Annotated in this window: 23 protein-coding genes and 1 pseudogene; 11 read left to right on the top strand and 13 right to left on the bottom strand. The window is 75.4% G+C overall.

All coding sequences use genetic code 11. The features are described from left to right. Window positions 1-29 precede the first annotated feature (29 nt). The 3 genes from MCM47_RS06925 to MCM47_RS06915 are packed head-to-tail and all read left to right on the top strand — an operon-like array spanning window position 30 to window position 2,100. A complete protein-coding gene (locus MCM47_RS06925) occupies window positions 30-815 on the top strand; it encodes a DUF2071 domain-containing protein (protein ID WP_238859512.1) in 786 nt (261 codons plus the stop codon). Next, window positions 812-1,672: a class I SAM-dependent methyltransferase gene (locus MCM47_RS06920; RefSeq protein ID WP_238859509.1), complete on the top strand. Its 861-nt coding sequence runs from the start codon at window positions 812-814 to the stop codon at window positions 1,670-1,672. The genes MCM47_RS06925 and MCM47_RS06920 overlap by 4 nt, the downstream gene beginning before the upstream one ends. Beyond that, window positions 1,669-2,100 (top strand): hypothetical protein, encoded by a 432-nt coding sequence (locus MCM47_RS06915; RefSeq protein ID WP_238859508.1) that lies wholly within the window; start codon window positions 1,669-1,671, stop codon window positions 2,098-2,100. Before MCM47_RS06920 ends, MCM47_RS06915 begins: the two co-directional genes overlap by 4 nt. Window positions 2,101-2,207: 107 nt before the next feature. Here the strand turns inward: MCM47_RS06915 and MCM47_RS06910 are convergent, their stop codons facing one another. Next, a complete protein-coding gene (locus MCM47_RS06910; RefSeq protein WP_238859507.1) occupies window positions 2,208-3,110 on the bottom strand; it encodes a LysR family transcriptional regulator in 903 nt (300 codons plus the stop codon). A 147-nt stretch (window positions 3,111-3,257) separates the two neighbouring features. Here MCM47_RS06910 and MCM47_RS06905 point away from each other — a divergent pair, with 147 nt between their 5' ends. Next, the gene (locus tag MCM47_RS06905; protein ID WP_238859506.1) at window positions 3,258-4,649 is read left to right on the top strand and encodes an MFS transporter; all 1,392 of its coding nucleotides are present in this window, start codon (window positions 3,258-3,260) and stop codon (window positions 4,647-4,649) included. A gap of 253 nt (window positions 4,650-4,902) precedes the next feature. On the opposite strand, the gene MCM47_RS06900 is transcribed toward MCM47_RS06905, so the two are convergent. Further along, window positions 4,903-5,280, bottom strand: a complete 378-nt coding sequence (locus tag MCM47_RS06900) for a beta/gamma crystallin domain-containing protein (RefSeq protein ID WP_238859505.1) — start codon at window positions 5,278-5,280, stop codon at window positions 4,903-4,905. A 267-nt stretch (window positions 5,281-5,547) separates the two neighbouring features. Here MCM47_RS06900 and MCM47_RS06895 point away from each other — a divergent pair, with 267 nt between their 5' ends. Next, window positions 5,548-5,955, top strand: a complete 408-nt coding sequence (locus MCM47_RS06895; protein ID WP_238859504.1) for a hypothetical protein — start codon at window positions 5,548-5,550, stop codon at window positions 5,953-5,955. 303 nt (window positions 5,956-6,258) lie between these two features. Beyond that, window positions 6,259-6,930: a hypothetical protein gene (locus tag MCM47_RS06890; RefSeq protein ID WP_238859503.1), complete on the top strand. Its 672-nt coding sequence runs from the start codon at window positions 6,259-6,261 to the stop codon at window positions 6,928-6,930. Here the strand turns inward: MCM47_RS06890 and MCM47_RS06885 are convergent. The 3 genes and pseudogenes from MCM47_RS06885 to MCM47_RS06875 form a co-directional block, all read right to left on the bottom strand. Further along, window positions 6,836-7,279: a hypothetical protein gene (locus tag MCM47_RS06885; protein ID WP_238859502.1), complete on the bottom strand. Its 444-nt coding sequence runs from the start codon at window positions 7,277-7,279 to the stop codon at window positions 6,836-6,838. The two genes, MCM47_RS06890 and MCM47_RS06885, sit on opposite strands and share 95 nt — an antisense overlap. Window positions 7,280-7,358: 79 nt before the next feature. After that, window positions 7,359-8,368, bottom strand: a pseudogene (locus MCM47_RS06880) (IS5 family transposase). Further along, window positions 8,355-8,771 (bottom strand): TIGR04222 domain-containing membrane protein, encoded by a 417-nt coding sequence (locus MCM47_RS06875; RefSeq protein WP_238859500.1) that lies wholly within the window; start codon window positions 8,769-8,771, stop codon window positions 8,355-8,357. The pseudogene MCM47_RS06880 and the gene MCM47_RS06875 overlap by 14 nt, the downstream one beginning before the upstream one ends. 156 nt (window positions 8,772-8,927) lie before the next feature. Here MCM47_RS06875 and MCM47_RS06870 point away from each other — a divergent pair, with 156 nt between their 5' ends. Further along, the gene (locus MCM47_RS06870) at window positions 8,928-9,698 is read left to right on the top strand and encodes a GNAT family N-acetyltransferase (RefSeq protein WP_238859498.1); all 771 of its coding nucleotides are present in this window, start codon (window positions 8,928-8,930) and stop codon (window positions 9,696-9,698) included. Window positions 9,699-10,003: 305 nt separating this feature from the next. Here the strand turns inward: MCM47_RS06870 and MCM47_RS42510 are convergent, their stop codons facing one another. From MCM47_RS42510 to MCM47_RS06845, 6 genes are all read right to left on the bottom strand, one after another. Next, window positions 10,004-10,807 carry an RtcB family protein gene (locus tag MCM47_RS42510; RefSeq protein ID WP_308222293.1) on the bottom strand — a complete coding sequence of 268 codons (804 nt, stop codon included), beginning with the start codon at window positions 10,805-10,807 and terminating at the stop codon, window positions 10,004-10,006. Between the two features lies 1 nt (window position 10,808). Continuing rightward, a complete protein-coding gene (locus tag MCM47_RS42505) occupies window positions 10,809-11,432 on the bottom strand; it encodes an RtcB family protein (protein WP_305067944.1) in 624 nt (207 codons plus the stop codon). 16 nt (window positions 11,433-11,448) lie between these two features. Beyond that, window positions 11,449-12,432 carry a CapA family protein gene (locus tag MCM47_RS06860; RefSeq protein ID WP_238859496.1) on the bottom strand — a complete coding sequence of 328 codons (984 nt, stop codon included), beginning with the start codon at window positions 12,430-12,432 and terminating at the stop codon, window positions 11,449-11,451. A 165-nt stretch (window positions 12,433-12,597) separates the two neighbouring features. Continuing rightward, entirely contained in the window at window positions 12,598-13,005 is a 408-nt protein-coding gene (locus MCM47_RS06855) for an archease (RefSeq protein ID WP_238859494.1), read from the bottom strand. 287 nt (window positions 13,006-13,292) lie between these two features. After that, the gene (locus MCM47_RS06850) at window positions 13,293-13,760 is read right to left on the bottom strand and encodes an NUDIX hydrolase (RefSeq protein ID WP_238859492.1); all 468 of its coding nucleotides are present in this window, start codon (window positions 13,758-13,760) and stop codon (window positions 13,293-13,295) included. 94 nt (window positions 13,761-13,854) lie between these two features. Continuing rightward, window positions 13,855-14,463, bottom strand: coding sequence for a TetR/AcrR family transcriptional regulator (locus MCM47_RS06845; RefSeq protein WP_238859490.1), 609 nt, complete (start codon window positions 14,461-14,463; stop codon window positions 13,855-13,857). 173 nt (window positions 14,464-14,636) lie between these two features. Here MCM47_RS06845 and MCM47_RS06840 point away from each other — a divergent pair, with 173 nt between their 5' ends. From MCM47_RS06840 to MCM47_RS06830, 3 genes are all read left to right on the top strand, one after another. Then, window positions 14,637-15,425: an SDR family oxidoreductase gene (locus tag MCM47_RS06840; protein ID WP_238859489.1), complete on the top strand. Its 789-nt coding sequence runs from the start codon at window positions 14,637-14,639 to the stop codon at window positions 15,423-15,425. 748 nt (window positions 15,426-16,173) lie between these two features. After that, on the top strand, window positions 16,174-16,776 hold the full coding sequence (locus MCM47_RS06835; RefSeq protein WP_238859488.1) for a carbonic anhydrase: 603 nt from the start codon (window positions 16,174-16,176) through the stop codon (window positions 16,774-16,776). Window positions 16,777-16,897: 121 nt separating this feature from the next. Next, window positions 16,898-18,424 (top strand): SulP family inorganic anion transporter, encoded by a 1,527-nt coding sequence (locus MCM47_RS06830; RefSeq protein ID WP_238859487.1) that lies wholly within the window; start codon window positions 16,898-16,900, stop codon window positions 18,422-18,424. A gap of 83 nt (window positions 18,425-18,507) precedes the next feature. On the opposite strand, the gene MCM47_RS06825 is transcribed toward MCM47_RS06830, so the two are convergent. Next, window positions 18,508-19,290 (bottom strand): metallophosphoesterase, encoded by a 783-nt coding sequence (locus MCM47_RS06825; protein WP_238859486.1) that lies wholly within the window; start codon window positions 19,288-19,290, stop codon window positions 18,508-18,510. A gap of 172 nt (window positions 19,291-19,462) precedes the next feature. Here MCM47_RS06825 and MCM47_RS06820 point away from each other — a divergent pair, with 172 nt between their 5' ends. Next, window positions 19,463-20,962 (top strand): PLP-dependent aminotransferase family protein, encoded by a 1,500-nt coding sequence (locus tag MCM47_RS06820; RefSeq protein WP_238859485.1) that lies wholly within the window; start codon window positions 19,463-19,465, stop codon window positions 20,960-20,962. Here the strand turns inward: MCM47_RS06820 and MCM47_RS06815 are convergent. Further along, on the bottom strand, window positions 20,937-22,832 hold the full coding sequence (locus tag MCM47_RS06815) for a serine/threonine-protein kinase (protein WP_238859484.1): 1,896 nt from the start codon (window positions 22,830-22,832) through the stop codon (window positions 20,937-20,939). The two genes, MCM47_RS06820 and MCM47_RS06815, sit on opposite strands and share 26 nt — an antisense overlap. Between the last annotated feature and the right edge of the window lie 102 nt (window positions 22,833-22,934).

The following is a 22,934-nucleotide window of genomic DNA, read 5'->3' as shown; positions in this document are numbered from 1 at the left end:
GCCGTCTCCCGCACCGCGAACCGGAGATCATGACCGTGCGACACCTGCTGCAACGCCACCCCTTCCCGATGCGCACCCACTTCGCGCACTCGCTCGTGCTCACCTACGCGCTGCCGCCCGAGCAGCTGGCGCCGCTCGTCCCGCCGGCGCTCCGGCTGGACACCTACACCGATCCGGAGGGCACCGAGCACGGCTTCGTCGCGGCCGCCCTGGTGGACACCCGCAGCCTGCGCCCGACCGGGTTGCCGGCCGCGTTCGGTGTGGACACCGTCCTCACCGGCTACCGGGTCTTTACGCGCTTCCCCACCCCCGGCGGCCGCACCATGCGCGGCCTGCGCATACTGCGCAGCGACACCGGCAGCCGGGTGATGGTGGCGGGCGGCAACCTCTTCTCCCGCTACCACTACCGGCTCGCCCGGATCGGCAGCCGGGTCGTCGGGCGGACCCTGGAGTTCAAGGTGGTCAGTGTCGACGGCCGGGCCGATCTCCACGTCCGGGCCGAACTCGCCGACGGTCCGGCGCCGCTGCCGCCCGGCAGTCCGTTCGCCGATGCCCGGGCCGCGCGCCGGTTCGCCGGCCCGCTGCCCTACACCTTCGAGTACGAGCCCCGGACCCGCTCGATGATCGTCGTCAAGGCCGAGCGTGCCCGCTGGGAGCCGGTACCGGTCGCGGTGGAGGTGCCGCGGCTGACCTTCTTCGACCACGGGCCGCTGGCCGGCAGCCGGCCGGTGCTCGCCAACGCGTTCCACGTCGCCGACCTCGACTACGGCTGGCTGGCGGGCAGCCGCCGCGCCCTCGACGGGAGCCTCCGATGAGCAGCACCCACCGACCGGCCGGCGCCCCGGCCGGGACCACGCCGGGTGAAACCGCCGCCCCGGCCGGGACCGCCACCCCGGCCGAAGCCCCGGTCACCGGGCTCGCCCTCGCCCATCGCCCCTCCGGCGTGGCCGAGGTGATCCGCTACAACTGGCCGCTCTACGCCGCCGGTGTGCTCACCGCCGCCGGCGGCTGGGCGCTGGCCCGACGGTTGCCGCCCCCGGCCGCCCTGCTCGCGCGGGCCGGCGTGCTCGCCGCCGGCGGGCTGCTCGTCGCCGGCACCGCCGCGACGTGGTGCGTCTACGACCGCTCCGAGCTCCACGGCTACGCCTGGCTCGACGAGCTCCTCCCGGACGGCCCCGGCCGCCACCTCGTGGTCTCCACCGGCCTCGACGAGGCGAGCCGCCCGATCGCCTCGCGCCACCCCGCCGCCCCGCAGCGGATCGCCGACCTCTACGACCCGGCCCTGACGACCACGGGCTCGATCCGTCGCGCGCGCCGCCGGGTCCCGCCGACGCCCGGCAGCCTGCCCGGCCGCCCCGGGGCGCTGCCGGCGGCGTCCGGTTCGCAGGACTCGGTGCTCGCCGTGTTCGCCGCGCACGAGCTGCGCAGACCGGCGGATCGCACCGCGCTGTTCGCCGAAGTGGCGCGGGTGCTGCGGCCGGGCGGTTCGCTCGTCCTGGTCGAGCACCTGCGCGACGCCGCCAACACCGCCGTCTACGGCCCGGGCGCCTGGCACTTCCTGCCGCGTGCCACCTGGCTGGCGCACGCCGCCGAGGCGGGCCTGCGGCCGGCGGCGGAGCGGCGGATCGCCGGTCTGGTCACCGCCTTCGCCTTCCGGAGGGCCGGGGCGTGAACGGATCCCTGGACCTCCTCGACGTGGAGCTCCACCTACGGCTGGTCAGCGCCGCACTGGTGGGCCTCGGGCTGTTCCACGCGCTGCTGCCCCGGGTGATCGACTGGCCCTCCGACCTGGCCGGGACCAGCCTGATGACCCGCCAGGTCTCCTATGCGCACCTGTTCTTCATCGGGCTGACCTGCGTCCTGCTGGGCCTGCTGCCGCTCTTCCTGGGCCGCGAACTCCTCGCGGGCACCCCGCTCGGCACCGCGCTGCTGGCCGGCCAGACGGTGTTCTGGGGCGCCCGCTGGCTCTTCCAGTTCACCGTGTTCTCGCCCCGGCTCTGGCGCGGCGACACCCTGCGCACCCTGGGCCACGTCGGCTTCTCGGTGCTGTGGACGTGGGTGACGGCGGTGTTCGCGTGCGCGCTGTGGCGGGTTTTCTGACGAAGCGCACGATCCACGGCGACGGCCGCCCGACGCCGCGCCGTCACACCGCCGCGCCGTCACGCCGTCACACCGCCGCGCCGTCACGCCGTCACGCCGTCACGCCGTCACACCGCCGCGGCGTAGAGGACCTCGCGCAGGCCCGGGACGGACTCCCGGTCCGACCGCCAGACCAGGCGCAGGTGGAGCTGCAACTCCTTCGCCACCAGAGGGAGTCGAACCAACGAGCCGGCCGCGAGCTCGGCCCGGACGGCGAACTCGGGGAGCAGTGCGATCCCGAGCCCCTGCTCGGCACAGGCACGGGTGACGGCGACCCCGCCGGTGCGGACGCGCTCCACCGCGTGGCCGAGCAGGCGCTCGCCGGCGAGCCAGAAGGAGCAGGCGGGGGTGTTCACCAGGAGCCGCTGGCCGCGGAGGTCGGCACGGGTCAGCGGGCCGGTCCCGGGCTCGCCGGTGGCGACGACGAGCGGGTGCGCGGGGGCGGCGACGAGGACCAGCGGGACGTCCTCCAGGTCGAGGTGGTCCAGCGGCGCGGGCGGCAGGTGGAAGCCGAGTTCGCCGAGCGGACCCGCCGTGTCCAGGATCAGTGCCGCCTCCAGCGCCCCGGCGGCGACCCCGCCGAGCAGGCCGTCGCGGGCGGCGTCGGTGTGGAGGGCGACGTCCAGGTCGGGCCGGCGTTCGGCGAGGCGGGCCAGGACGGCCGGTACGTGGGTGGCCGCGATGGTCTCCAACGCGCCGAGGCGCAGCACGAAGCGGGCGGCGGAGACCTCCCGGCGGGCCTGTTCGGCCTGGTCGAGCAGGCTCCGGGACCACGGCAGCAGCCGCTGCCCCGCCGGGGTCAGGGTCATCCCGCGCGGTGCCCGGTCGAAGAGGGCGACGCCCAGACTCCGCTCCAGCACGCGGATCTGTTCCGACACCGAGGACGGCGCGAGGTCGAGGGCGGCGGCCGCGGCGGTGACCGTGCGGTGGGCCACCACCGCCTCGAACACGCGCAACTGGCGAAGCTCCACGTTCCCCTCCTCCTCGACCGGCCCATCGTAAGGGCATTCGGATTCCCCGAACGGTGCGTGAGGCCCGGGCGGTGGAGCGGGCGGTGGCGCCCGAGCAGAGTGGGCCGTCGCCCCCGTCCACTCCTCCTCTGCTCCCGGAGATCCCCGATGACCGCAGCCCTTGCCCCCACCCCGCCGATCTCGCCGACCCGGCCCCCGGGACGCGCCCGCGGCCTGCTCGGCGTCGCCCTCGGCTACTTCATGGTCCTGCTGGACACCACCGTGCTCTCCGTGGCCGAACCCGACCTCGCCGGATCGCTCGGCAGCTCGACGGCCGGCCTCCAGTGGGCCGTCACCGGGTACAGCGTCGCCTTCGGCGCACTGCTGCTCTCGGCGGGCGCCGTAGCCGACCGGTTCGGTGCCCACCGGGCCTTCCGGTTCGGTATCGCCGCGTTCGGCGCCGGCTCGCTGCTCGCCGCGTTCGCACCCGATCTCCGGACGCTGGTGCTGCTGCGCGCCGTCCTGGGCGCCGCCGCCGCGCTCTCCGTCCCGGCCGGCACCGCGGTCATCGCCCGTCTCTACCCGGCATCCCGGGAGCGGGCCCGCGCGATGGCGGTCTGGGCCGCGGTCAGCGGCTGCGCGATGGCCTTCGGGCCGATGGCCGGCGGGGTCCTGGTCGACCTCTCCGGCTGGCGGGCAGTCTTCCTGGTGAACGTCCCGCTGGCGGCCCTGGTGCTGGCGCTGGTGGCCGGACCGGCCGTGCACTGCCCGCGGGGCGCGCGGCGCATCGACTGGTGGACCCAGCTGGCGGCCTGCGCGACGCTCGCCCTCCTCACCGACGCGCTGATCGCCTCGGGCTCCGGCGCGTGGACGCACGCGGGCTGCGCCGCCGCCGGAACGTGGGCCGCCGGGATCGTCTTCGCCGCCCGCGAGCGGCGCAGCCCGGCCCCGGTGCTGCAGCCGGCGCTGCTGCGCACCCGTGGGGTGCCGACGCTCCTGCTCGCCGGAGCCGCGGTCAACTTCGCGATGGTCGGGGTGCTCTTCGTGCTGCCGCTGGTCCTGCAGCAGACGCTGGGGCTGTCCCCGACCGTGGCGGGGCTGGCGTTCCTGCCGATGACCCTGCCGCCCGGCTTCAACCCCCTGCTCACCGGGCGCATCGTCGCCCGGGTCGGCCCGTGGCGGCCGGTCCTGGGCGGGCTGGCGCTGCTCGCCGCGGGCTGCGCGGTGTTCGCCGCGGCGGTGTCGGCCGGCACCCCGTACGCGCTGCTGGCGGTGGGCCTGCTGCTCGCCGGCTTCGGCGTCTCGTTCGCCCTGCCGGCACTGGTCACCGCCGTGATGGACACCGCCCCCGAGGGCACCGCCGGCGCGGCCGGCGGCCTGCTCAACGCCGTCCGCCAGGTCGGCGCGACCCTCGGCGTCGCGGCGACGGGCGCCTTCCTCGGGGCCGGTGCCCGCGCCGACGACGGCTCGCCGGCCGTGGCGATGCTCCTCCCCGCCGCGGCCTGCACCCTCGCCGCCGTCCTGGTGGCCCGGAGCGTCCGCCGCGCGGCGGAGGCCTGAGGCGTACCTGAGGGGCGGAGACCGCCGTCAGGCGTCGCCTCCGCCCAGGTCCTCCGGCCGGGACCCGACGGTGTCGTACGGGGCGAGGTCCTCCCCGTGCCGGCCCGTGCTCACCGAAAGGTCCCGTCGGCGAGGGACCTATACGGGTTCTTCGACCGATTCCGCCGGTCCCGCCGCGGGGCGCGGCCGGCAGGGCGGAGCGGGGGGAGTCGTCCGCCCCGCTCCGCCCGGGTGGGTGCTCCCGCTCGGACCGTCAGTAGATCTTGATCCAGATGATCTTGTGGATGGACGCCTGGCCGGGGCTCCACTGGCTCCACTTGCTGAGCGTCACGGTTTCCAGCCGGGGGTCATTGAGATTCCGCTGGAACTGGAAGGTCACCGCATTGTTTCCCGACTCCACCCAGTTCACGCCGTAGATGGCGACGGGCACCTCGCCGGCGTTCGCGAAGCAGAGCGTCTCACGGCCGCCATTGTTGTGGATTTCGAGGTAGTCGTTCCGGTTGCAGTCCGTGCGGTTGATCGTCGCGCTCTCGGCCCTGGTGGTGGCGGCCAGGGCGGGTGCACTCGTGGCGACCAACGCGGCCGCGGCAGCGGCGGCGACACCGAGGGAACGGCGCATGGACAGGCTCATCTGCTCTCCCTTGCTACGTGGTCAAACATGAAACCCGGACCCCGACGCTTCGCGGGGCGGCCCCAAATCTATGCGCTCATGACAGGTGCAACGAGAGAGCGTTCTCGGCCAACTTCGTACACCGATGGACCGTACAGAGAGGAGGAATCTCCCGTTCCAGAAATGCATTCCGGCGCCGATTCGACGCGCGCCGGACGGTGGGCGGTCCGGCCGGCCGCCCCCGTCATTCCCCTTGAAGCCGCCTCGGCCGGTCGCTAGCTTCGGATCATGCGCAGGGGTGGGAACAGGCGGCGGTCGACGACGCTCATGTGGGGGCTGCTGACGTTGCTGTGCGCGGGAGCGACGGCTGTCGCGCTGCTTCTCGGCCTCGCCCGGGTGGCCCCGCTCGGCGGCGCGCAGAGCGTCGTCGTGACGGCTTGCGAGACACGAGCAGCCGGGAAGAACGGCTACGTCCAGTGCGAGGCCCGCACGGACGCAGGGGCGCGGATATCGCTGCGCCACGACGGCCACCCCGGGGAACGCGTGGACGCGGCCCGAGCACCCTGGGGCTCCTACGTCATCCCCGAGCACGGTCTGGGCGCCTGGTCGGCGGCGCTGGTGCTGCCGGTCGGCCTGGCGCTGACCACCACGGTGTGCGCGGCGGTCACCCGGAGAGCGGCCCGTCGACCCCGGTAGCCCGGACGGCCCCCGGCCGCCGAGGGTCCGGGCGGCAAGACGGCTCGCGAGGGCTCGGACCGCGCCGAGCCCGCTCAGGGAGCGCGGCGCACGTTCGACGCACGGCACGTACCACGGGTGGTTCGTCGGGAACGGGGACGGGGATCCGCCAGGAGCGGGAGGCCGGCTCCGGGTGAGGCCCCTCGCGCGGGGGAGGTGGTTCGGTCCACTGGACGAGGTGGGCACGGGTCTGCGAATGCGATCTTCGGTGGCGGGCCGGGCCGACACCCGCCCGGCCCTCACCATCACCGCCGGAGAGCCACCATGACCGTCGCCGCCGACCTGCCGCTACCGCCCGCACGCCCGCCCCGGCGGCTGCGCGCCGCCTGGACCGCCGCCCACGCCGTCGTGCCCGGGGTGCCCCGGTGGGCGCGGACCGCCGCCTTCGCCGTCCCCTTCACCGTCCTGCCGTCCAGCATCTGGCGGATCGCGACGTGCACCTTCCACGCCCCGCTGGACGGCGGCGGGGCGCAGGAGTCCGGGAACCTCGGCTGGCTGCCGATCGAGCTGTACGTGGTGCTGCTGTCGGTGGTCTCCGAGGTGCTGGCGTTCGCCGCCGTCGGCCTGGTCGCCCCGTGGGGCGAGGTGTTCCCCCGGTGGATCCCCGGCCTGCGGGGGCGCCGGGTGCCGCTGGTGGCCGCCGTCGGACCGGCCGGCCTCGGGGCCGCGATACTGACGGTCGTACCGCTCTACAGCGCGGTGATGCTGGCCAACGGGCTCACGCTCACGGGGCAGCCGCTGGACGACGCAGGCATCCCCCTGGCCACGCACGACTGGCGCACCGTCGTCCTGGTGGTGTGCTACGCGCCGTTGCTGCTCTGGGGTCCGCTGCTGGCCGCCGTCACCGCCGCCTACTGGCGCAGGCGCCGGAGGAACCCGCTCGGCGCCGGGGCGGCTGGCTCCGCAGCGCCGAGCGGCCGTGGAACGCGGCGGTGAGCCGGTCCTTCCCCAACACCTCGATGCCGCCGACGGCCACGGCGCCCCAGGGCGTCAGCCCGTCCGCGGCCACGACGTCGTCGGCCACCCGCCAGCCCGGCGGGACGGTCGCCCCGGACTCCAGGGCGTCGAGCAGGGACCGGACCCGGTCGGCGGGCCGCTGGTGCCGGTCGTACTGCCCGCGCTCGGCCTGCCGGCGCCCGTGGGCCCGGAGAGCCGGGGCGGACACCGCGATGGCCGCCAGCCCGCCGAGGACCATCCCCAGGCCCGGGTCCACGCCCGGGACGGCCGCGGCTGCCTGCCCGACGACGATCACGACGGCGAGCAGCACCGGGGCGGCCAGCCCCACGAGCAGGGCGTCCTTCCGACGGGCAGCCGCCGCATCCGTCGCGCCGGTACCCCCGACTAGGAGCTGTTCAAGGTTCGGATCATGTGGTTGAGGTCAGGGACTTCAACCACATGATCGATCCGCGGAGGTGTAGGCCTGCCGTGTAGCTCTCCGGGCTCTTGTCGTATCGAGTGGCCAGGCCGCGCCATGTCTTGATCTTCTGGAAGCACCGTTCGACGTGGTTGCGCCGCTTATAGCGGTCGGGATCGAAGGTGACCGGCCGGCCGCCCGCGGAGCCCTTCCGTTTCCGGTTGGCCGCCTGGTCCGCCTTCTCCGGGATCACCGCGGTGATCCCGCGTCTGCGCAGGTAGGCGCGGTTGGCCTTCGAGGAGTATGCCTTGTCGGCGGTCACCGCATCGGGGCGGGTGCGGGGCCGGCCGACCGGGCCGCGCACCCGGATCTTGTCGAGCACGGTCTGGAACTGCCGGCAGTCGGCCGCCTGGCCCGGGGTCAGCACGAACGCCAGTGGCAGGCCCGCAGAGTCGACAGCGGCATGGATCTTGCTGCTCAGCCCGCCCCGGGACCGGCCGAGTTCGGCTTTCGCGGCCCGGGCCCTGCGCCGACGGCGCGCCTGGGAACGAACCTGGTCAGGGTCGGACGTGTCGTCCGGTCCCGCTGCCTCGTCACCCTCAGCACGGCCTTCTGCCGCGGCAGTGGAACCCCCTTTTCCTCGGTCAGGGCCTGCTCGAGCGCGTCCAGGGTCTCCCCGGCGACCGCCAGCCCGGACGACTCGTGGTGGGCCCGCACGATCGTGGAGTCCACGCTGACCAGCGTGAGCCCGACCACCCCGCGCGAGGCGGCCTCCGCGATCAACTCGTCCATCAGGAGTTGGAAGAACCCGCTGGCCACCCAGCTCCGGAAGCGGGCGTACACGGTGCTCCAGGCTCCGTAGCGCTCGGGGACGTCCCGCCAGCCGCTGCCGGTACGGAACCGCCACAACACCCCGTTGAACTGCTCCCGGACCCGCCGGGGCAGCGGCCCGGTGGCCGCCACCGGCACATGCGGTTCGATCAAGGCCCACTCGGCATCCGTCACGTCAAAACGCGCCACGACCCCGAGTTCTACCAGAGACACCAGCCCGGAACCGGGTTACTGCGAGATCCGAACCTTCAACAGCTCCTAGCAGCCCCCGGCGGCGCAGCCGCGCCTCCAGCTCCCGGGCCGGGGCGCTCGGACCGAGCGCGGCCCGCGGGGCGCCGAGCCACGCGGTGCCGGACGGGCCGATCGCCGCCAGCAGGACGGCCTCCACGTCGTCGTGGGGGCGGGGGCGGATGACCCGCAGCATCCCCTCCCGGTTCATCTCCAGCCGGTGGGTGCGGATCATCCGCAGCAGGGCGGTCTCGGCGACCCGGTACCCGCCGCCCACCAGGTAGGCCAGCTCGTACAGCGACAGCTCCTCGTCCGAACGCCCGCCGTCCGACCGCCCGGCTCCCGTCGCCCTGCTCCTCGCCACCCGGGGTCCGCGCCCGCCCACGGCTCCCCCACCACCCCTCGCGCTCCCGGCACGCCAGCCGCACCGGCACCCGCCACACTACCCAGCCACCAGGGACCTCCCCGGCCGCGTCGGCGGGCCGCGGGCGGGCGGACGGGCCGCACTATGATCAACCGGGTGATACCCACCGCCGTTCACGACCGCACCGAGCTCGCCGACCTGCTACGCCGCGATCCGGCGCTGCACGCCTACGAGTTGGGCGACCTCGACGACTTCTTCTGGCCCTGGACGGGCTGGTACCGCCTGGGTGACAGCATCGCTCTGGTCTACCACGGCGCGAGCGGCCCGCCGACGCTGCTCGCCTTCGAACGGCCCGACAACGTGGGCGCGCTGCGGGAATTGCTCGGCGGCCTGACCGGTCTGCTGCCCCGACGTCTCTACGCGCACATCACCGAGGGGGCGGAGGACCTGCTGGTCGCCGGGCTCGGCGCCGAGTCGCACGGGCTGCACCTCAAGATGGCGCTCACCGACCGGGCGCGGCTGCTGCGTCAGGACGCGCGCGGCGAGCTGCTGACCCGCGCCGACCTGCCCGAGCTGCTGGCCCTGTACGAAACGGCCTATCCGGGCAACTGGTTCGACCCGCGCATGCTCGACACCGGCCAGTACGTCGGCGTCCGGGACAAGGGGGAGCTGGTGGCGGTCGCGGGCGTGCACGTGTGGTCGCCCGTGCAGCGGATCGCCGCCCTGGGCAACATCACGACGCACCCGCGGGTCCGGGGGCGGGGCATCGGCAAGGCCGTGGTCGCGGAGCTCTGCCGGCGGCTCCTGGACACGGTCGACGAGGTCGCGCTCAACGTCAGGGCGGACAACGGCTCGGCGGTCGCGCTCTACACGTCGCTCGGGTTCACGGAGGTCGGGCGCTACTACGAGCTGTCCGTCGCCGGCTGACGGCAGCGGTGGGCGGGGGCGGGCGCGGGCGCGGGCGCGGCGAATTCCTGCCGCAGGCCGGGGTCGTGCGCCGTCCCGCCGACCACGCGGCGGGCTTCCGGGCGCCGTTGCGCGGAGGCGTGGGGGTCATCCGGGCCGACGGCGGCCGGGGCAGCGGCGGCGGGTTCCGGCCCGCCGCCGGGGCCGGACGGGCAGGTGCGGATCCGCCGCCACCCGGCCGCCGGCGGATCCGCACCAGGACCGGAGGAGCCGGACGGGCCGGACCGGAGGGAGCCGGACGGGCCGCCGACCCGGCGGTCACCCGCTCACCCCTTGACCACCCCCAGCGGCACCAGCCGGGCGACCGGCCGGGCGAGACCGGCGCCCTCGGTGGCGACGGCGACCGCCTCGACATCCTTGTAGGCCTCGGGCGCCTCCTCGGCCAGACCCCGCCAGGACGAGGGGCGGACGGCGATGCCGTGCGCCTCCAGGTCGTCGCGCAACCGTTCGCCGCGGACCACCTTCAGTGCGTGGTGGCGGCTCCAGACCCGGCCGGCGCCGTGGCACGCGGAGTGGAACGCCCCGTTGCCCGGCAGGCCGACCATCACGTACGAGACGGTCCCCATCGTGCCGGGGACCAGCACCGGCTGGCCGGCCGCGGTGAGGTCGGGCGGCAGCTCCGGGTCGCCCGGTGGCAGGGCCCGGGTGGCGCCCTTGCGGTGGACGCAGAGACGGCGGGGCTCCCCGTCGATCTCGTGGGTCTCGATCTTCGCCATGTTGTGGGAGATGTCGTAGACGAGCGACAGACCCGCTCCGGCGGCGTCGGCGAATGCCCGGCGGGCGGCCTCGGAGAGCAGCTGCCGGTTCGCCCGGCCGTAGTTGGCGGCGGCGGCCATCGCGCCGAGGTAGTCCCGCCCGGCCGGGGAGTCCACGGGCGTGCAGGCGAGCTGGCGGTCGGGGACGGAGATCCGGTAGCGGTGCAGGGCCCGGTCCATGGCGCGGACGTGGTCGGTGCAGACCTGGTGGCCGAGGCCGCGCGAGCCGCAGTGGATCATGACGCAGACCTGGCCGGTGTGCAGCCCGAACGCGGCCGCCGTGACGGGGTCGTGGACGTGGTCGACGGCCTGCACCTCAAAGGAAGTGGTTGCCGCTGCCCAGGCTGCCGACCTGGTGGAGGCCGCGCTCCACGGCCCGGCTGCTGACCTGTCCCGGGGCGGCTCCCACCAGGACGCCGCGGTCCTCGCAGCGGTCCAGATCGCGCGGCACGCCGTGGCCGTGCTCGACGGCGTAACGGGCGCCGCCGACCAGCAGGTCGTCCAGTTCGTCGGTGCCCGTCAGCTTCCACAGTCCGCCGCCGCCCATGCCGCGCGGGATGGTGCGGTCGAGGACGTCCATCAGGCGCCGCAGCCGGTCGCGGGCGAGCTCCCCGCGGTCGATGCCGGCCGCGAGCAGCCGTACGCCGCAGGAGATGTCGAAGCCCACGCCGCCGGGTGAGACGACCCCGCCGTCGTCGGCGTCCGTGGCAGCCACGCCGCCGATCGGGAAGCCGTAGCCCCAGTGGACGTCCGGCATGGCGAAGGAGGCACGGACGATGCCGGGAAGCGTCGCCACGTCGGCCACCTGCTCCAGCGCCCTGTCCCCCGCGGCCTGCGGCAGCAGCTCCCGGGACGCGAACACCACGCCCGGCACGCGCATCGGCTCCCGCCGCTCGATGCGGAAGCGGTAGGGGCTCTCCTGGACCAGCGCGATCTCCATCGTCCTCACCTCTCCGTCAGCTCCAGTCGACCGCGAGCCGCCCGGCCCGCTCGCCCACCTCCGTGCCGAACTCGGCGCAGGCGGCGGTGAACCGCTCGCGGATCCACTCCCGCTCCCCGCCGCGGGCGAGCCGGGTGTGGCAGAAGTCCAGGAACAGCGGCACCGCCTCCACCCCGACCGGTGCGAGGTGCGCGGGGTCCGGACCGTCCAGGGTCACCAGGAACAGCAGGCCGAGGTCGTTGCGCAGCACCGGGTCCACGGCGTAGTCGTCGACGAAGTCGCCGAGGTCGTAGAGGACGCGGTCGGCGACCCCGTGGAAGACGTGGGCGGAGTGACCGGCGATCAGGGTCGCCCCCGCGGCCAGCAGCTCCGGGGCCGCCCGGCGGACGTGGGCCGGCGGCCGGGTGGTCATGTTCGGGCCCCAGTGGACGGTGACCAGCACGGCGTCGGCCTCCCGGGCGGCGCCGGCGACGCGGTCGGTGAGCCAGTCCGGCACGTGCCGTCGGAGGTCGGCGAACGCCACGCCGGGGCGGTCCGCGGCGGCCGCGTAGTCCTTCGGGTGGTCCGTGGCGGCGACCACCGCGAGTCGTGCCCCGCCGGACTCCAGTACGGCGGGCTCCCGGGCCGCCGTCGCGTCCCGGCCCGCGCCGACCGCCTGCACGCCTGCCTGTTCCAGCAGGGCGCGGGTGTCGGCGAGCGCGTCGTAGCCGTAGTCCAGGGCGTGGTTGTTGGCGAGGGTCACGCAGTCCACGCCGAGGCCGGCCAGGACCTCCGCAGCCGCCGGCGGGGCGCGGAAGAAGAACGCCTTGAACGGGCTCGGCCATCGTGCGCCGCGGGCGGAGAGGCAGCACTCCAGGTTGAGCAGGACGAGGTCGGCCCGGGCCAGGGCCTCCCGCACCTCGGGGGCCAGCAGGGTCTGCGGCGTCGGCGAGCGGCGCAGCTCGGCGGCGACGGAACGTCCGAGCATCGTGTCGCCGGCCAGTGCCAGGGTGAGTGCCATCCTCCCGGTCCTTGCTTCCGGTCCTTGCTTCCGGTCGTTTCGTCGTGGCCCGTTCGGCGGGGGCCGGCTCCTCGTGGCCCGTTCGGCGGGGGCCGGCTCCTCGTGGCCCGTTCGGCGGGGGCCGGCTCGTCGCGGGCCGGCTTGTCGGGTCCCGTTCGGCGGGGTTCAGACGTCGAGCGTCACCCGGCAGGTCCACCCGCCGGGGCCCGCGCGCAGGTGGAGGCCGTGCAGCGACACGGCCTTGGGCACCGCGCCGACCGGTTCGACGGTGCCGGCGTCCGCCATCCGGAACCGGACCGCCAGCGACCGGCGGCCGCCGGCGTCCCGGATCGGTCCCGGCTCCGCGTCGAGCGGGATCTCCCCGGCCACGTCCATCCGGTAGACGACCTCCTCCAGGACGGACACCAGCAGGTCCTCGTCGGTCTCCGCCGTGACCGTGCAGGCGTACTCGCCGGTCGCCCGGGCCGCGGAGGTGTCGGCGAAGGCCTCGACCGCGGCGCGCACCACCTCCCGGATGCACCCCTCGGCCGTCGGCGACCACGCCTCGAGGCGCAGGTCCGCGGTGTGTGCCACGGCCCGGTGGCCACCCGGTCGCTGCTGCCGCCCGCTCACCGGCGACGACTCCCGTCAGGTCTGCTGCCCGGCCCGCCCGACCGGGGCCGCCCGGGCCGTCCCACCCCTCCAGCCTCGACCCGCACTCCCCCCGTAGGCAACCCCGCGCCCCAGGGGGCTCCGTCCGGCGCGAACCGCCCGCGGCGGTGGGTGACGACGCGCCGCGAGCCCCTTCGAGCGCCCGTGTCGAGCTCCAGGTCGAACGGCACGGGCGGCCGCACGGACGCGCGTCCGGACGCCTCGGGGCGTCAGCGGACCACCGGCGTCGTGCCGGAGCGCCAGTCGGTGAGGCGCTTGCGGATGCTGGGCAGCATCGGCAGGCGGTCGGCCTGCTCGGGAGTCGCCCAGGCGACCTCGTGGGACTCGGCGGAGACCTGGAGCGAGCCGCTCACCGGGCGGCCGAGGAGACAGATCGAGAACTCCTGCCGGACCTCGCCGTCGTCGTAGGCGAGGACGTGGCCGGGGTCGGTGTAGGTCCCGACGATCCCGGTGATCTCGATGTCGATGCCGGTCTCCTCGCGAGTCTCCCGGACGCCGCAGCCGGCGATCGACTCGCCGAGCTCCATGACCCCGCCGGGAAGCGCCCACATCCCGTTGTCGCTGCGGCGCTGGAGCAGCACCCGCCCGGCGTCGTCGACCACGACCACGCTCGCCGCCGGCACCAGGCTGTTCGCCTTCGGCGCGTCGGGGTCGTTCTCGTAGTCCCGCCTGGCCATCGCCCCTGCACCTCCCGGCCCGATCGTAGTGGGCGCGGGCGTGCGGGCGGCGCGGCGGTGACGGGCACTCAGGACCGGCCGGCGCGGCCCGCGGTCAGGGCGTGGCGGCGCGGTCGGGGCGCAGCCCGGCCAGGAGGACGTCGAGGGTGAGGTCGGTGGCGTCGGCGAGCGGGGTGTCGTCGAGGAGCGAGCCGACGGCCAGCATGGCGAGGCCGTGGGTGGCGGAGAAGGCGACCAGGGCCAGGCGGACCGGGTCTCCTTCGCGGACGGCTCCGGCCTGCTGCGCCTCCGCGATCAGCCGGGCGACGATCTCCAGGCAGTCGTGGCCGAGTTCGCGGACCTCGGTACTGGAGTCCTCGGCGTGCTTGGCGGTGAACATCAGGTCGAGCAGGGCCGCGTGCTGGACGGCGAAGCCCAGGTAGGCGCGGCCGAGTGCGGCCAGGCGGGCCGTGACGGGGAGGCCGGGGGCCTCGGCGGCAGCGCGCATGGCTGCGTTGAGGGTGGCGAAGCCGCTGACGGCGAGCGCGTCCAGCAGGGCCTGGCGGTCCCGGAAGTGGCGCGACGGGGCGGCGTGGCTCACGCCCAGGTCGCGGGCCAGGCTCCGCAGGGACAGTCCGTCGGCGCCCGACTCGGCGAGGACGGCCTCCGCGCGTTCCAGCAGGGCGGTCCGGAGATTGCCGTGGTGGTAGGACCCCTCGGCCAAGGCGGTCTCCCTTCTTCCAATGTTGTCGTTGACTACAATGATGACACTGCCTACATTGATGGCGGGCAGCCCGCACCGGACCCGTTCCGGGCAGACCGCCCTCAGCGACCCGCCCGGAGTACGCCCGTGGACAGTCCCGTGGAACCAGTCTCGTGGAAGTGGAGCAGCCGATCATGCCTATGACCTACCGGGGCACTGTGGCCCTGATCACCGGTGCCAGCGCCGGTCTCGGCGTCGAGTTCGCCCACCAGTGGGCCGAGCGGGGCGCCGACGTGGTGCTGGTCGCCCGGCGGCTCGACCGGCTGGAGGAGCTGGCCGAGCTGCTGGAGAAGCGCCACGGCGTCCGCGCCACCGCCGTGGCCGCCGACCTCGCCCTGCCCGGTGCGAGCACCGGCCTGCGGGCGGAGCTCGACGCCCGCGGGATCACCGTCCACACGCTGATCAACAACGCCGGTTTCGGCAGCTACGGCCCGTTCGCCGAGCAGGACCCGGCGCAGATCAACCAGATGATCCAGCTCAACATCACGGCCGTCGCCGAGCTGACCCGCGCCTTCCTCCCCGAGATGGCGGCCGACGGCCGGGGCGCCCTGGTCACCGTGGCGAGTGCCGCCGCCTACCAGCCGACCCCCGCGATGGCGGTCTACGGGGCGAGCAAGGCGTTCGTGCTCAGCTTCACCGAGGCGGTCGCCTACGAGACCCGCGCCTCGGCGCTGCGCGTCCTCGCCGTCTCGCCCGGAGCGACCCGGACCGAGTTCTTCGACGTCGCGGGCAGCATGAACGCCGCCGTGGGCCGGATGGCCACCGCCGAGCAGGTCGTCACGGCCACCCGGCGGGCCCTGGAGCGCGGCAAGACCCCGCCAAGCGTCGTCGCGGGCCTCGGCAACCGGATCTCGACGATCGCCAGCAGCCTGAGCCCGCGCCGCGTCACGCTGGCCGTCTCGGGTCGCCTCCTGAAGGCCTGATCCGGTCCGCCCCGCACCCGGCGACACAACGACACGACGACCCCGGCCCCGGGTGGCGATCCCGTTTCGCCCGCCCGGGGCCGCCGCGTCCCCCGACGGGCGCGATCCGGTGGACCGGCCGGCCGCCCGACCGCATGCTGGGAGCAGGTGGCCTGGCCGCGAACCCCCGAGCGCGACCAGGCCCCTTTCCGCCCCGACACCCGCACGTCGGCATGCACCCGGTTCCTGGCGACCTGCCCCTCCGGCGCCCGCCGGATGAACGGGCCCGGCCGACGCCCGGGGACCACTGCAGGCGGACCCCGGGTCCAGCTCCTCAGGCGGCAGGGCGCGGTCGAGGTCGCCCCGCGGGGCCAACCCCATCGGCGGCAGCCGGCGCGGGAACGTCCTTCGCGAGCCGCCGCCGTCGGCCGCTTCGCCGGCAGCCTGGACGCAGCGGGGCGCCCCGCCCCCTCGAACACCCATCCCGCTGCAACACACCAGCACGATGCGGCAACAGGATGTTAACCGGACCGGCACAGATTCCTCCCAGGCTCGGCTTTTGCCCGCCCGATACCCGTGTTTTACTGACTCTTGACGCAGCATCAGGTCACCGGGGGGTTACCGACGGTCAGGCGGCGCGCGGATCCGCCGTGCCCGGCCGCCGCGGCCGACGCCCCCGGACCGACGGCCTGTTCTGACGGTCCCCTGCCCAACCCGACCGCCCGCCCCGGCCGAACCACGGCGAGGGGGCAGAAGGAGGCACGCCCTCATGGAACCGTTGATCGACCGCGCCCGCGCCTTCCCGCAGCGCGCCGGCCTCGCCGGACGCGAGCTCACCGGCCTCGCCGCCGGCCAGTCGCCGCAGGCGCTCTTCATCACCTGCTCGGACTCCCGGGTGGTGCCCAGCCTGATCACCGGGGCCGACCCCGGCGATCTCTTCGAACTGCGCACCGCCGGCAACATCGTCCCGGCGTACCACGCGGACGCCGCCTCCGGCGAGACCGCCACGATCGAGTACGCCGTCGACGTCCTCGGGGTGCGCGACATCGTCGTCTGCGGCCACTCGCACTGCGGGGCCGTCGGGGCCGTCGTCCGCGGGGACGACCTCAGCACCGCACCCGCCGTCCGCGCCTGGCTGCGCCACGCGGACCCCGGCGAGCTCCGCACCGACGAGGCCGACGTCTTCGACCCGACCGTCGCCGGGCCGGTGCAGCGGCACGTACTGGCGCAGCTGGAACGGCTGCGCGGCTACCCCGGCATCGCCCGGCGGCTGATCGACGGCCGGGTCAGGCTCCACGGCTGGTTCTACGAGATCCACACGGGGCTGGTGCTGGCGCACCGGGCCGACGCCGGCCTCTTCCTCCCGCTCTGAGCGGGCACCCTCCTGCCGCTCGGAGCGGGGTGTTCCTGCTCCGCCCCGGGCGGGCCCGTCGGCCGCCCGCCGGCTCCGCCACCCGACCGTCCGCCAGCTCCGTCACCCGACCGAGGACCCGATGCTTCACCGTCCTGCCCTCCGGCTCACCGCCGACCGCTCGCCCGGCCCGCCCGGCAGCTCCCGCCCGCCCGGGCTCTCCGCCCTGCGGACCGACCTCGCCGCCTCCCTCGTCGTCTTCCTGGTCGCGCTGCCGCTCTGCGTCGGCGTCGCCGTCGCCTCCGGCGTCCCGGCCGAACTCGGCCTGGTCACCGGCATCGTGGGCGGACTGCTCACCGGCCTGATGCCGGGCAGCAGCCTCCAGGTCTCCGGGCCGGCCGCCGGGCTGACCGTCCTGGTGTTCGCCGCCGTCCAGGAACACGGCCTGGCCGCCCTCGGCGTCATCACCGCCGCCGCCGGGCTGATCCAGATCGCGATGGGCGCACTGCGGCTGGGCCGCCTGTTCCGCGCCATCTCCGTCTCGGTCGTCCAGGGCATGCTGGCCGGGATCGGTCTCGTCCTGATAGCCGGCCAGCTCTACGCGATGGCCGACGCCAAGGCACCCAAGGACGGCCCGGGCAAGCTCGCCGGCCTGCCGCGCCTGCTCCTGGACACCGCGGCCTCGCCGCAGGGGCTCACCGCCGCCGCGATCGGCACCGGCACCGTCGCCGTCCTGGTGCTCTGGCCCCGGCTGCCGGCACGCGTCCGGCCGGTGCCCGCGCCGCTGGCCGCGGTCGCCGCGGCGACCGCGGTCACCGCCCTGTGCGACCTCTCCGTGGCCAAGGTCCAGGTCGCCGGCCTGGCCGGGGTGATCAGCCTCCCGGGCGGCTCCGAACTCGCGGCGCTCGGCAGCCTGGGCGTCCTCGGGACGATCGTCGCCTTCGCCCTGATCGCCTCCGCCGAGAGCCTGTTCAGCGCCGCGGCGGTGGACCGGCTGCACGACGGCCCCCGCACGCACTACAACAGGGAACTGGTCGCCCAGGGCGTCGGCAACACCGTCTGCGGCGTCCTCGGCGCGCTGCCGATGACCGCCGTCATCGTCCGCAGCGCGGCCAACGTCCAGGCCGGGGCGCGGACCAAGGCCTCGCGCGTGCTGCACGGACTCTGGCTGCTGCTGTTCGCCGCGCTCCTCCCCGCCGCGCTCTCGGTCATACCGCTCGCCGCGCTGGCCGGCGTCCTGGTGCACGCGGGCGCCAAGCTGGTGCCGGTCAAGGCCCTCGTGCCACTCTGGCGGGCCCACCGCGGGGAGGCGCTGATCCTCATGGTCACGGCGCTCGCCGTCGTGGCGACCAACCTCTTCGAAGGGGTGCTGCTCGGTCTGCTGCTGTCGGTACTGAAGAGCGCATGGGACACCTCGCACCTGCACGTCGGCGTCGACGAGCGCGCCGACGGGACGGTCGTGGTCACCCTGGCCGGCAACGCCACCTTCCTGCGGCTGCCCCGGCTCCTGGACGCGCTGGAGCGGCTGCCGACCGACCGGATCGTCCACCTCGACCTGACCGGGCTGCGCCACCTCGACCACGCCTGCCGGAGCGCGCTGGGGTCCTGGGAGGAGCGGCACAACCGGCTCGGCGAGGCCGGCGTGGTCCGGGTGCCGGCCGGCGTGTGAGCGCCCGGCCCGGTGTCCGGGGGCGAACCGCCCTCGGACACCGGGCTCGCGGCACGGGTGTCGCCCGGTGAGCCGGCGGGCCGTCAGCCCCGGGCCGGGCCGTCCGTGACGGCACAGCGGTAGTGGGTGGTCAGCCGGCCCTCGTCGTCGAGGACGTGGAAGGCGAGCGCGGGCGGCTGGTCGAGGTGGACGTGGTCCTCGGGGTGGGCGCGGTGCTCCCAGGGCAGCCGGAGGGTGGAGACCACGCCCGGTGCCACCAGCAGCGGCCGACCGGCGAAGGTGGTCGCCGCCGGAGTGTGGGCGTGCCCGCACAGGAAGGCCGTGATGCGGGGGTGCCGGTCCGCGAGCGCCGCGAGTCGCTCCGCGCCGAACTGCCGGAGGCCGTCGATGAACGGCTGGTGCAGCAGGGCCGGCGGGTGGTGGAAGGCGACCAGCACGGGCACGTCGCCGGGGGTGTCGTCCAGGGTCCCCTCCAGCCAGGCCAGCGTCTCGTCCGCGAGGAACCCCTCGTCCCTGCCGGGCACGGAGGAGTCGCACAGGGCGAGGACGAAGCCGTCCCCGCGGTGCACCCGGTTGATCGGCGCCCCCGCTTCCCCGGACTCGTGCTCGCCGAGCAGGTGCCGGCGGAAGGCGGCGCGCTCGTCGTGGTTGCCGGGGCAGACCAGAACCGGGTGGCGGGAGGTCAGCACCGCACGCGCCCGCTCGTACTCGGCGGGGAGGCCGTGATCGGCGATGTCCCCGGTGACCAGGACGGCGTCCAAGTCGTAGGGGAGGGCTTCGAGGTGGTCCATCACCGCCCGGGCGCGGTCCGCACTGCGCTGCCCGCCGTCGATGTGGATGTCGCTGAGATGGGCGATGACGATCACCGCGGAAGTCCCTTCGTCTCGGTCCGGCTCGTACCGGTCGGCGCTCGGATCCACCCGTGCCCGGAGCAGCTCGTGCTCGGAGCGGCTCGTGCTCGGAGCGGCTCGTGCTCGGACCCGTCCGTCCTCGAAGCGACCCTAGAAGGCGGCCGGACCAGGCATAAGATCCAGTTCCATGCCGAATTCCTGGTCCAGCTCCCGTCTCGACCTGCTTCTCGCCCTCGACGCGGCGAAGGGGCGGCGCGCCGGGCTGGAGTCGGCCCTGCGGACGGCCATCCGACAGGGGCGCCTCGCCCCCGGCGCGCCCCTGCCCTCCACCCGCGGACTGGCCCGGGAGCTCGGGCTCTCCCGGGGCACCGTGACCGCCGCCTACGACCAGCTGGCCGAGGAGGGCCACCTGGTCACCCGGCCCGGCGCGGCCACCAGGGTGGCCGCACTGCCGCAGCCGCCCGAGGCGGCCGGCCGCCCCTCCCCCGCACCGGCGGGGCCACGGCACGACCTCCGCCCCGGGCACCCGGACGTCAGCGCCTTCCCCACCCGGGCCTGGCTCGCCGCCACCCGACGGGTCCTCCCCCGCGCCCGCCCCGACATCCTCGCGGCCGGCGACCCCCAGGGCCGGATCGAGCTGCGCACGGCCCTGGCCGACTATCTGGGCCGCACCCGCGGTGTGATCACCGCCCCGGACCGCATCGTGATCACCTCCGGCTACTACCAGGGCCTCGGCCTGCTCGGCTCCGTCCTGGCCGCCGCCGGCGCCCGCACCGTGGCCATGGAGGACCCGGGGCACAACTCCTACCGGGACGTCGTCCGGCGCACCGGTCTCACCGTCCTCCCCCTGCCGGTCGACGCCGACGGCGCACGCACGGACGCACTCACCCGGGAGACGGACGCCGCGGTCCTCACCCCCGCCCACCAGTACCCGACGGGTGTGCCGCTCGGCGCGCGCCGCCGTCAGGCCGTCTGCGCGTGGGCGCGCGCCACCGGCGGCCTGATCGTCGAGGACGACTACGACGGGGAGTTCCGCTACGACCGCCGGCCCGTCGGAGCCGTCCAGGGCATCGCCCCCGACCGGGTGGTCCACTGCGGAACCGCCTCGAAGACCCTCGGCCCGGCCCTGCGACTGGCCTGGCTGGTGCTCCCGCCCCGGCTGGTGGGCGCGGTGGTCGAGGCCAAGCGGCAGGCCGATCTGTACACCGAGACGCTGGGCCAGCTCGTCCTCGCCGAGCTGATCACCACCCATGCCTACGACCGCCACGTCCGCGCCGCCCGCCTGCGCTACCGGCGGCGCCGCGAACTCCTCCTCGAGCGGGTCGCCGCCCTGCCCGGCCACACCGCCCACGGCGTCCCGGCCGGCCTGCACACCCTGGTCACGCTCCCGTCCGACGGACCCGGTGAGGAGGTGCTGCTGGCCGCCTGCACCGACCGGGGCCTCGCCCTGCGCGGGCTCACCGAGCTCCACCACGAGCCGGCGGGTCGTCCGCAGGGCCTGCTGGTCGGCTTCGCCGCGCCGTCCGACCGCGGCTACCCGCCCGCGCTCGACGCCCTCTGCACGGTGCTGGCGGCCGCCGCCCCGGACCACCCCCCGACCAGCACTGCGCGGCCGGAGTCGAGCCGCGGGACCGGGCCTGATCCACGGACCGGGCCCGGCCTCACTGGGCGGGGTACGTCCGCTTGACCTTGCCGGTGACGTCGGCCGAGAGGTAGCCGGAGATGCTGTTGGCGCTGGAGAGGTAGACGCGGATGGTCGGAGTCCCGTCGGAGATGTCCGGCCCGATGATCAGATACCTGCTGGTCGGGCTGGGGACGTTGAGGGTCTCCTCGGCCTTCTTCAGCAGCGCGGGGATGACGCTCCAGTCGTACTGCGTGAGGTCGGCGGTCTTGCTCGAGAGCATCGGGCCGCCCGGGGTGCGGCGGGTGGCCTTGCCGTCCCGGTAGTCGTACCACTCGTAGGCGCGCGGGTCCGCGGTCGGCACCTCGGCCATCGCGTAGCCCGGGTAGACGGTGAGGTCCTTGACGGTCGACTTGCCGGCCGCGGCGGTCACCGCGGCGACCACCGCACGGACACCGTCGGGGGTGAGGAGGTCCGCCGGGGCCGGGGTGGTGGCGCCGCCTCCCGAGCCGCCCGAGGACGACTTGGCCGGAGCCGGGGTGGCGGGACCGGCCGAGGGGGCGGCGGTGTCGGCCGACCCGCCCGGCGTGGTGGTCCCGCCCGCGCCCGCTGCGGAGCTCGAAGCGGCCGGGCCGCCGGCGGCCTTGGCGTCCTTGCCCTTGGCGCCGTCCGGATTCAGCGACCAGACGAGGACGCCCGCCACCGCCACGGTGGCGACCCCGAGGGCTACCGCGGCGACGGTGCGCCCGCGCTTCGCCGGCCCGGGTGCGGCCGCGGGATCGGTGGCGCGGGTGGGGCCCATCGCGTCGACGGGGCCGACCGAGCCGATCGGGTACGTCGAGCCGGTCGGGGGCACCGGCCCGGTCGGGTACGTCGAGCCGCTCGGGTACGTCGAGCCGGTCGGGTCGGCCGGGCCCTGCGCCGGCCACGACCCGGACGGCACGCCGCCGGGCGGCGCAGCGTGGGCGGGCACGTCGCCGGGCGGGGGGCCGAAGACGCCGGGCGCGGCGGACACGGCGCCGCCCGGGCGCGGGGTGTCCAGGAAGGTCGGCGCCCAGGCCGGGCCGGCCTGGCCTGCCGGGGTGCCCGGGGCCGCACCCTGCTCGGCGGCGGCGAGCGCCCGGTCGAGCTGGTCGGCGTCCGGGCGCAGCTTGGGGTCTCGGGCCAGGACGGCGGCCAGGACCGGGCCGAGCCCGCCCGAACGGCTGGGCGGCGGCAGCGGCTCGTCCAGGACGGCCGCCAGGGTCGCCAGGGTGGTGGCGCGGCGCAGCGGGTGGTGGCCCTCGACGGCCACGTACAGCATCATGCCGAGCGACCACAGGTCGGAGGACGGGTTGCCCTCCTCGCCGCGGATGCGCTCGGGGGCGATGTACTCGGGCGAGCCGATCAGCGCGCCGGTCGCGGTGAGGGCGGTGGCGTCCTGCATGGCGGCGATGCCGAAGTCGGTGAGGACCGGGGTGCCGTCGGGCCGGAGCAGGACGTTGCCCGGCTTGACGTCGCGGTGCTGGATGCCGGCGGCGTGGGCGGCGCGCAGCGCGGCCAGGACGCCCCGGCCGATCCGGGCCGCCTCGGGGACGGTGAGCGGGCCGCGGGCGATCCGGTCGGCGAGGCTGCCGCCGCTGACCAGTTCCATGACCAGCCAGGGGTGCGGGTGCTCGGGCGTGTCGACGATGTGGTGGATGACGGCGACGTTCGGGTGCTGGAGCCGGGCGAGCGCGCGGGCCTCGCGCAGCACGCGTTCGCGGAGCTCGTTGGCGCCGTCCGGGTCGGCGGCGGCCATCGCCGGGTCCGGCGGCCGCACCTCCTTCAGCGCGACCTCGCGGTACAGGGCGTTGTCGCGGGCGCGCCAGACCAGGCCCATGCCGCCGCCGCCGAGGCGTTCCAGCAGTTCGAAGCGGCCGTCGATCAGCCGCGGCTGCGGCCCCCCAGGGTTCATGGCGGACATCGTAGAGGTCCGCGCCGACGACGTGCGCAGATGGTCCGCTGTCGACGGGGCGGGCGGGGGGTCCGAACGCGGGCGCGGCGCGCCAGCAGCCGC

It is taken from the genome of Kitasatospora sp. A2-31 (assembly GCF_022288725.1).
In the GTDB taxonomy this organism is placed as follows: domain Bacteria; phylum Actinomycetota; class Actinomycetes; order Streptomycetales; family Streptomycetaceae; genus Kitasatospora.
This window is presented reverse-complemented; position numbering and strand designations above follow the sequence as displayed.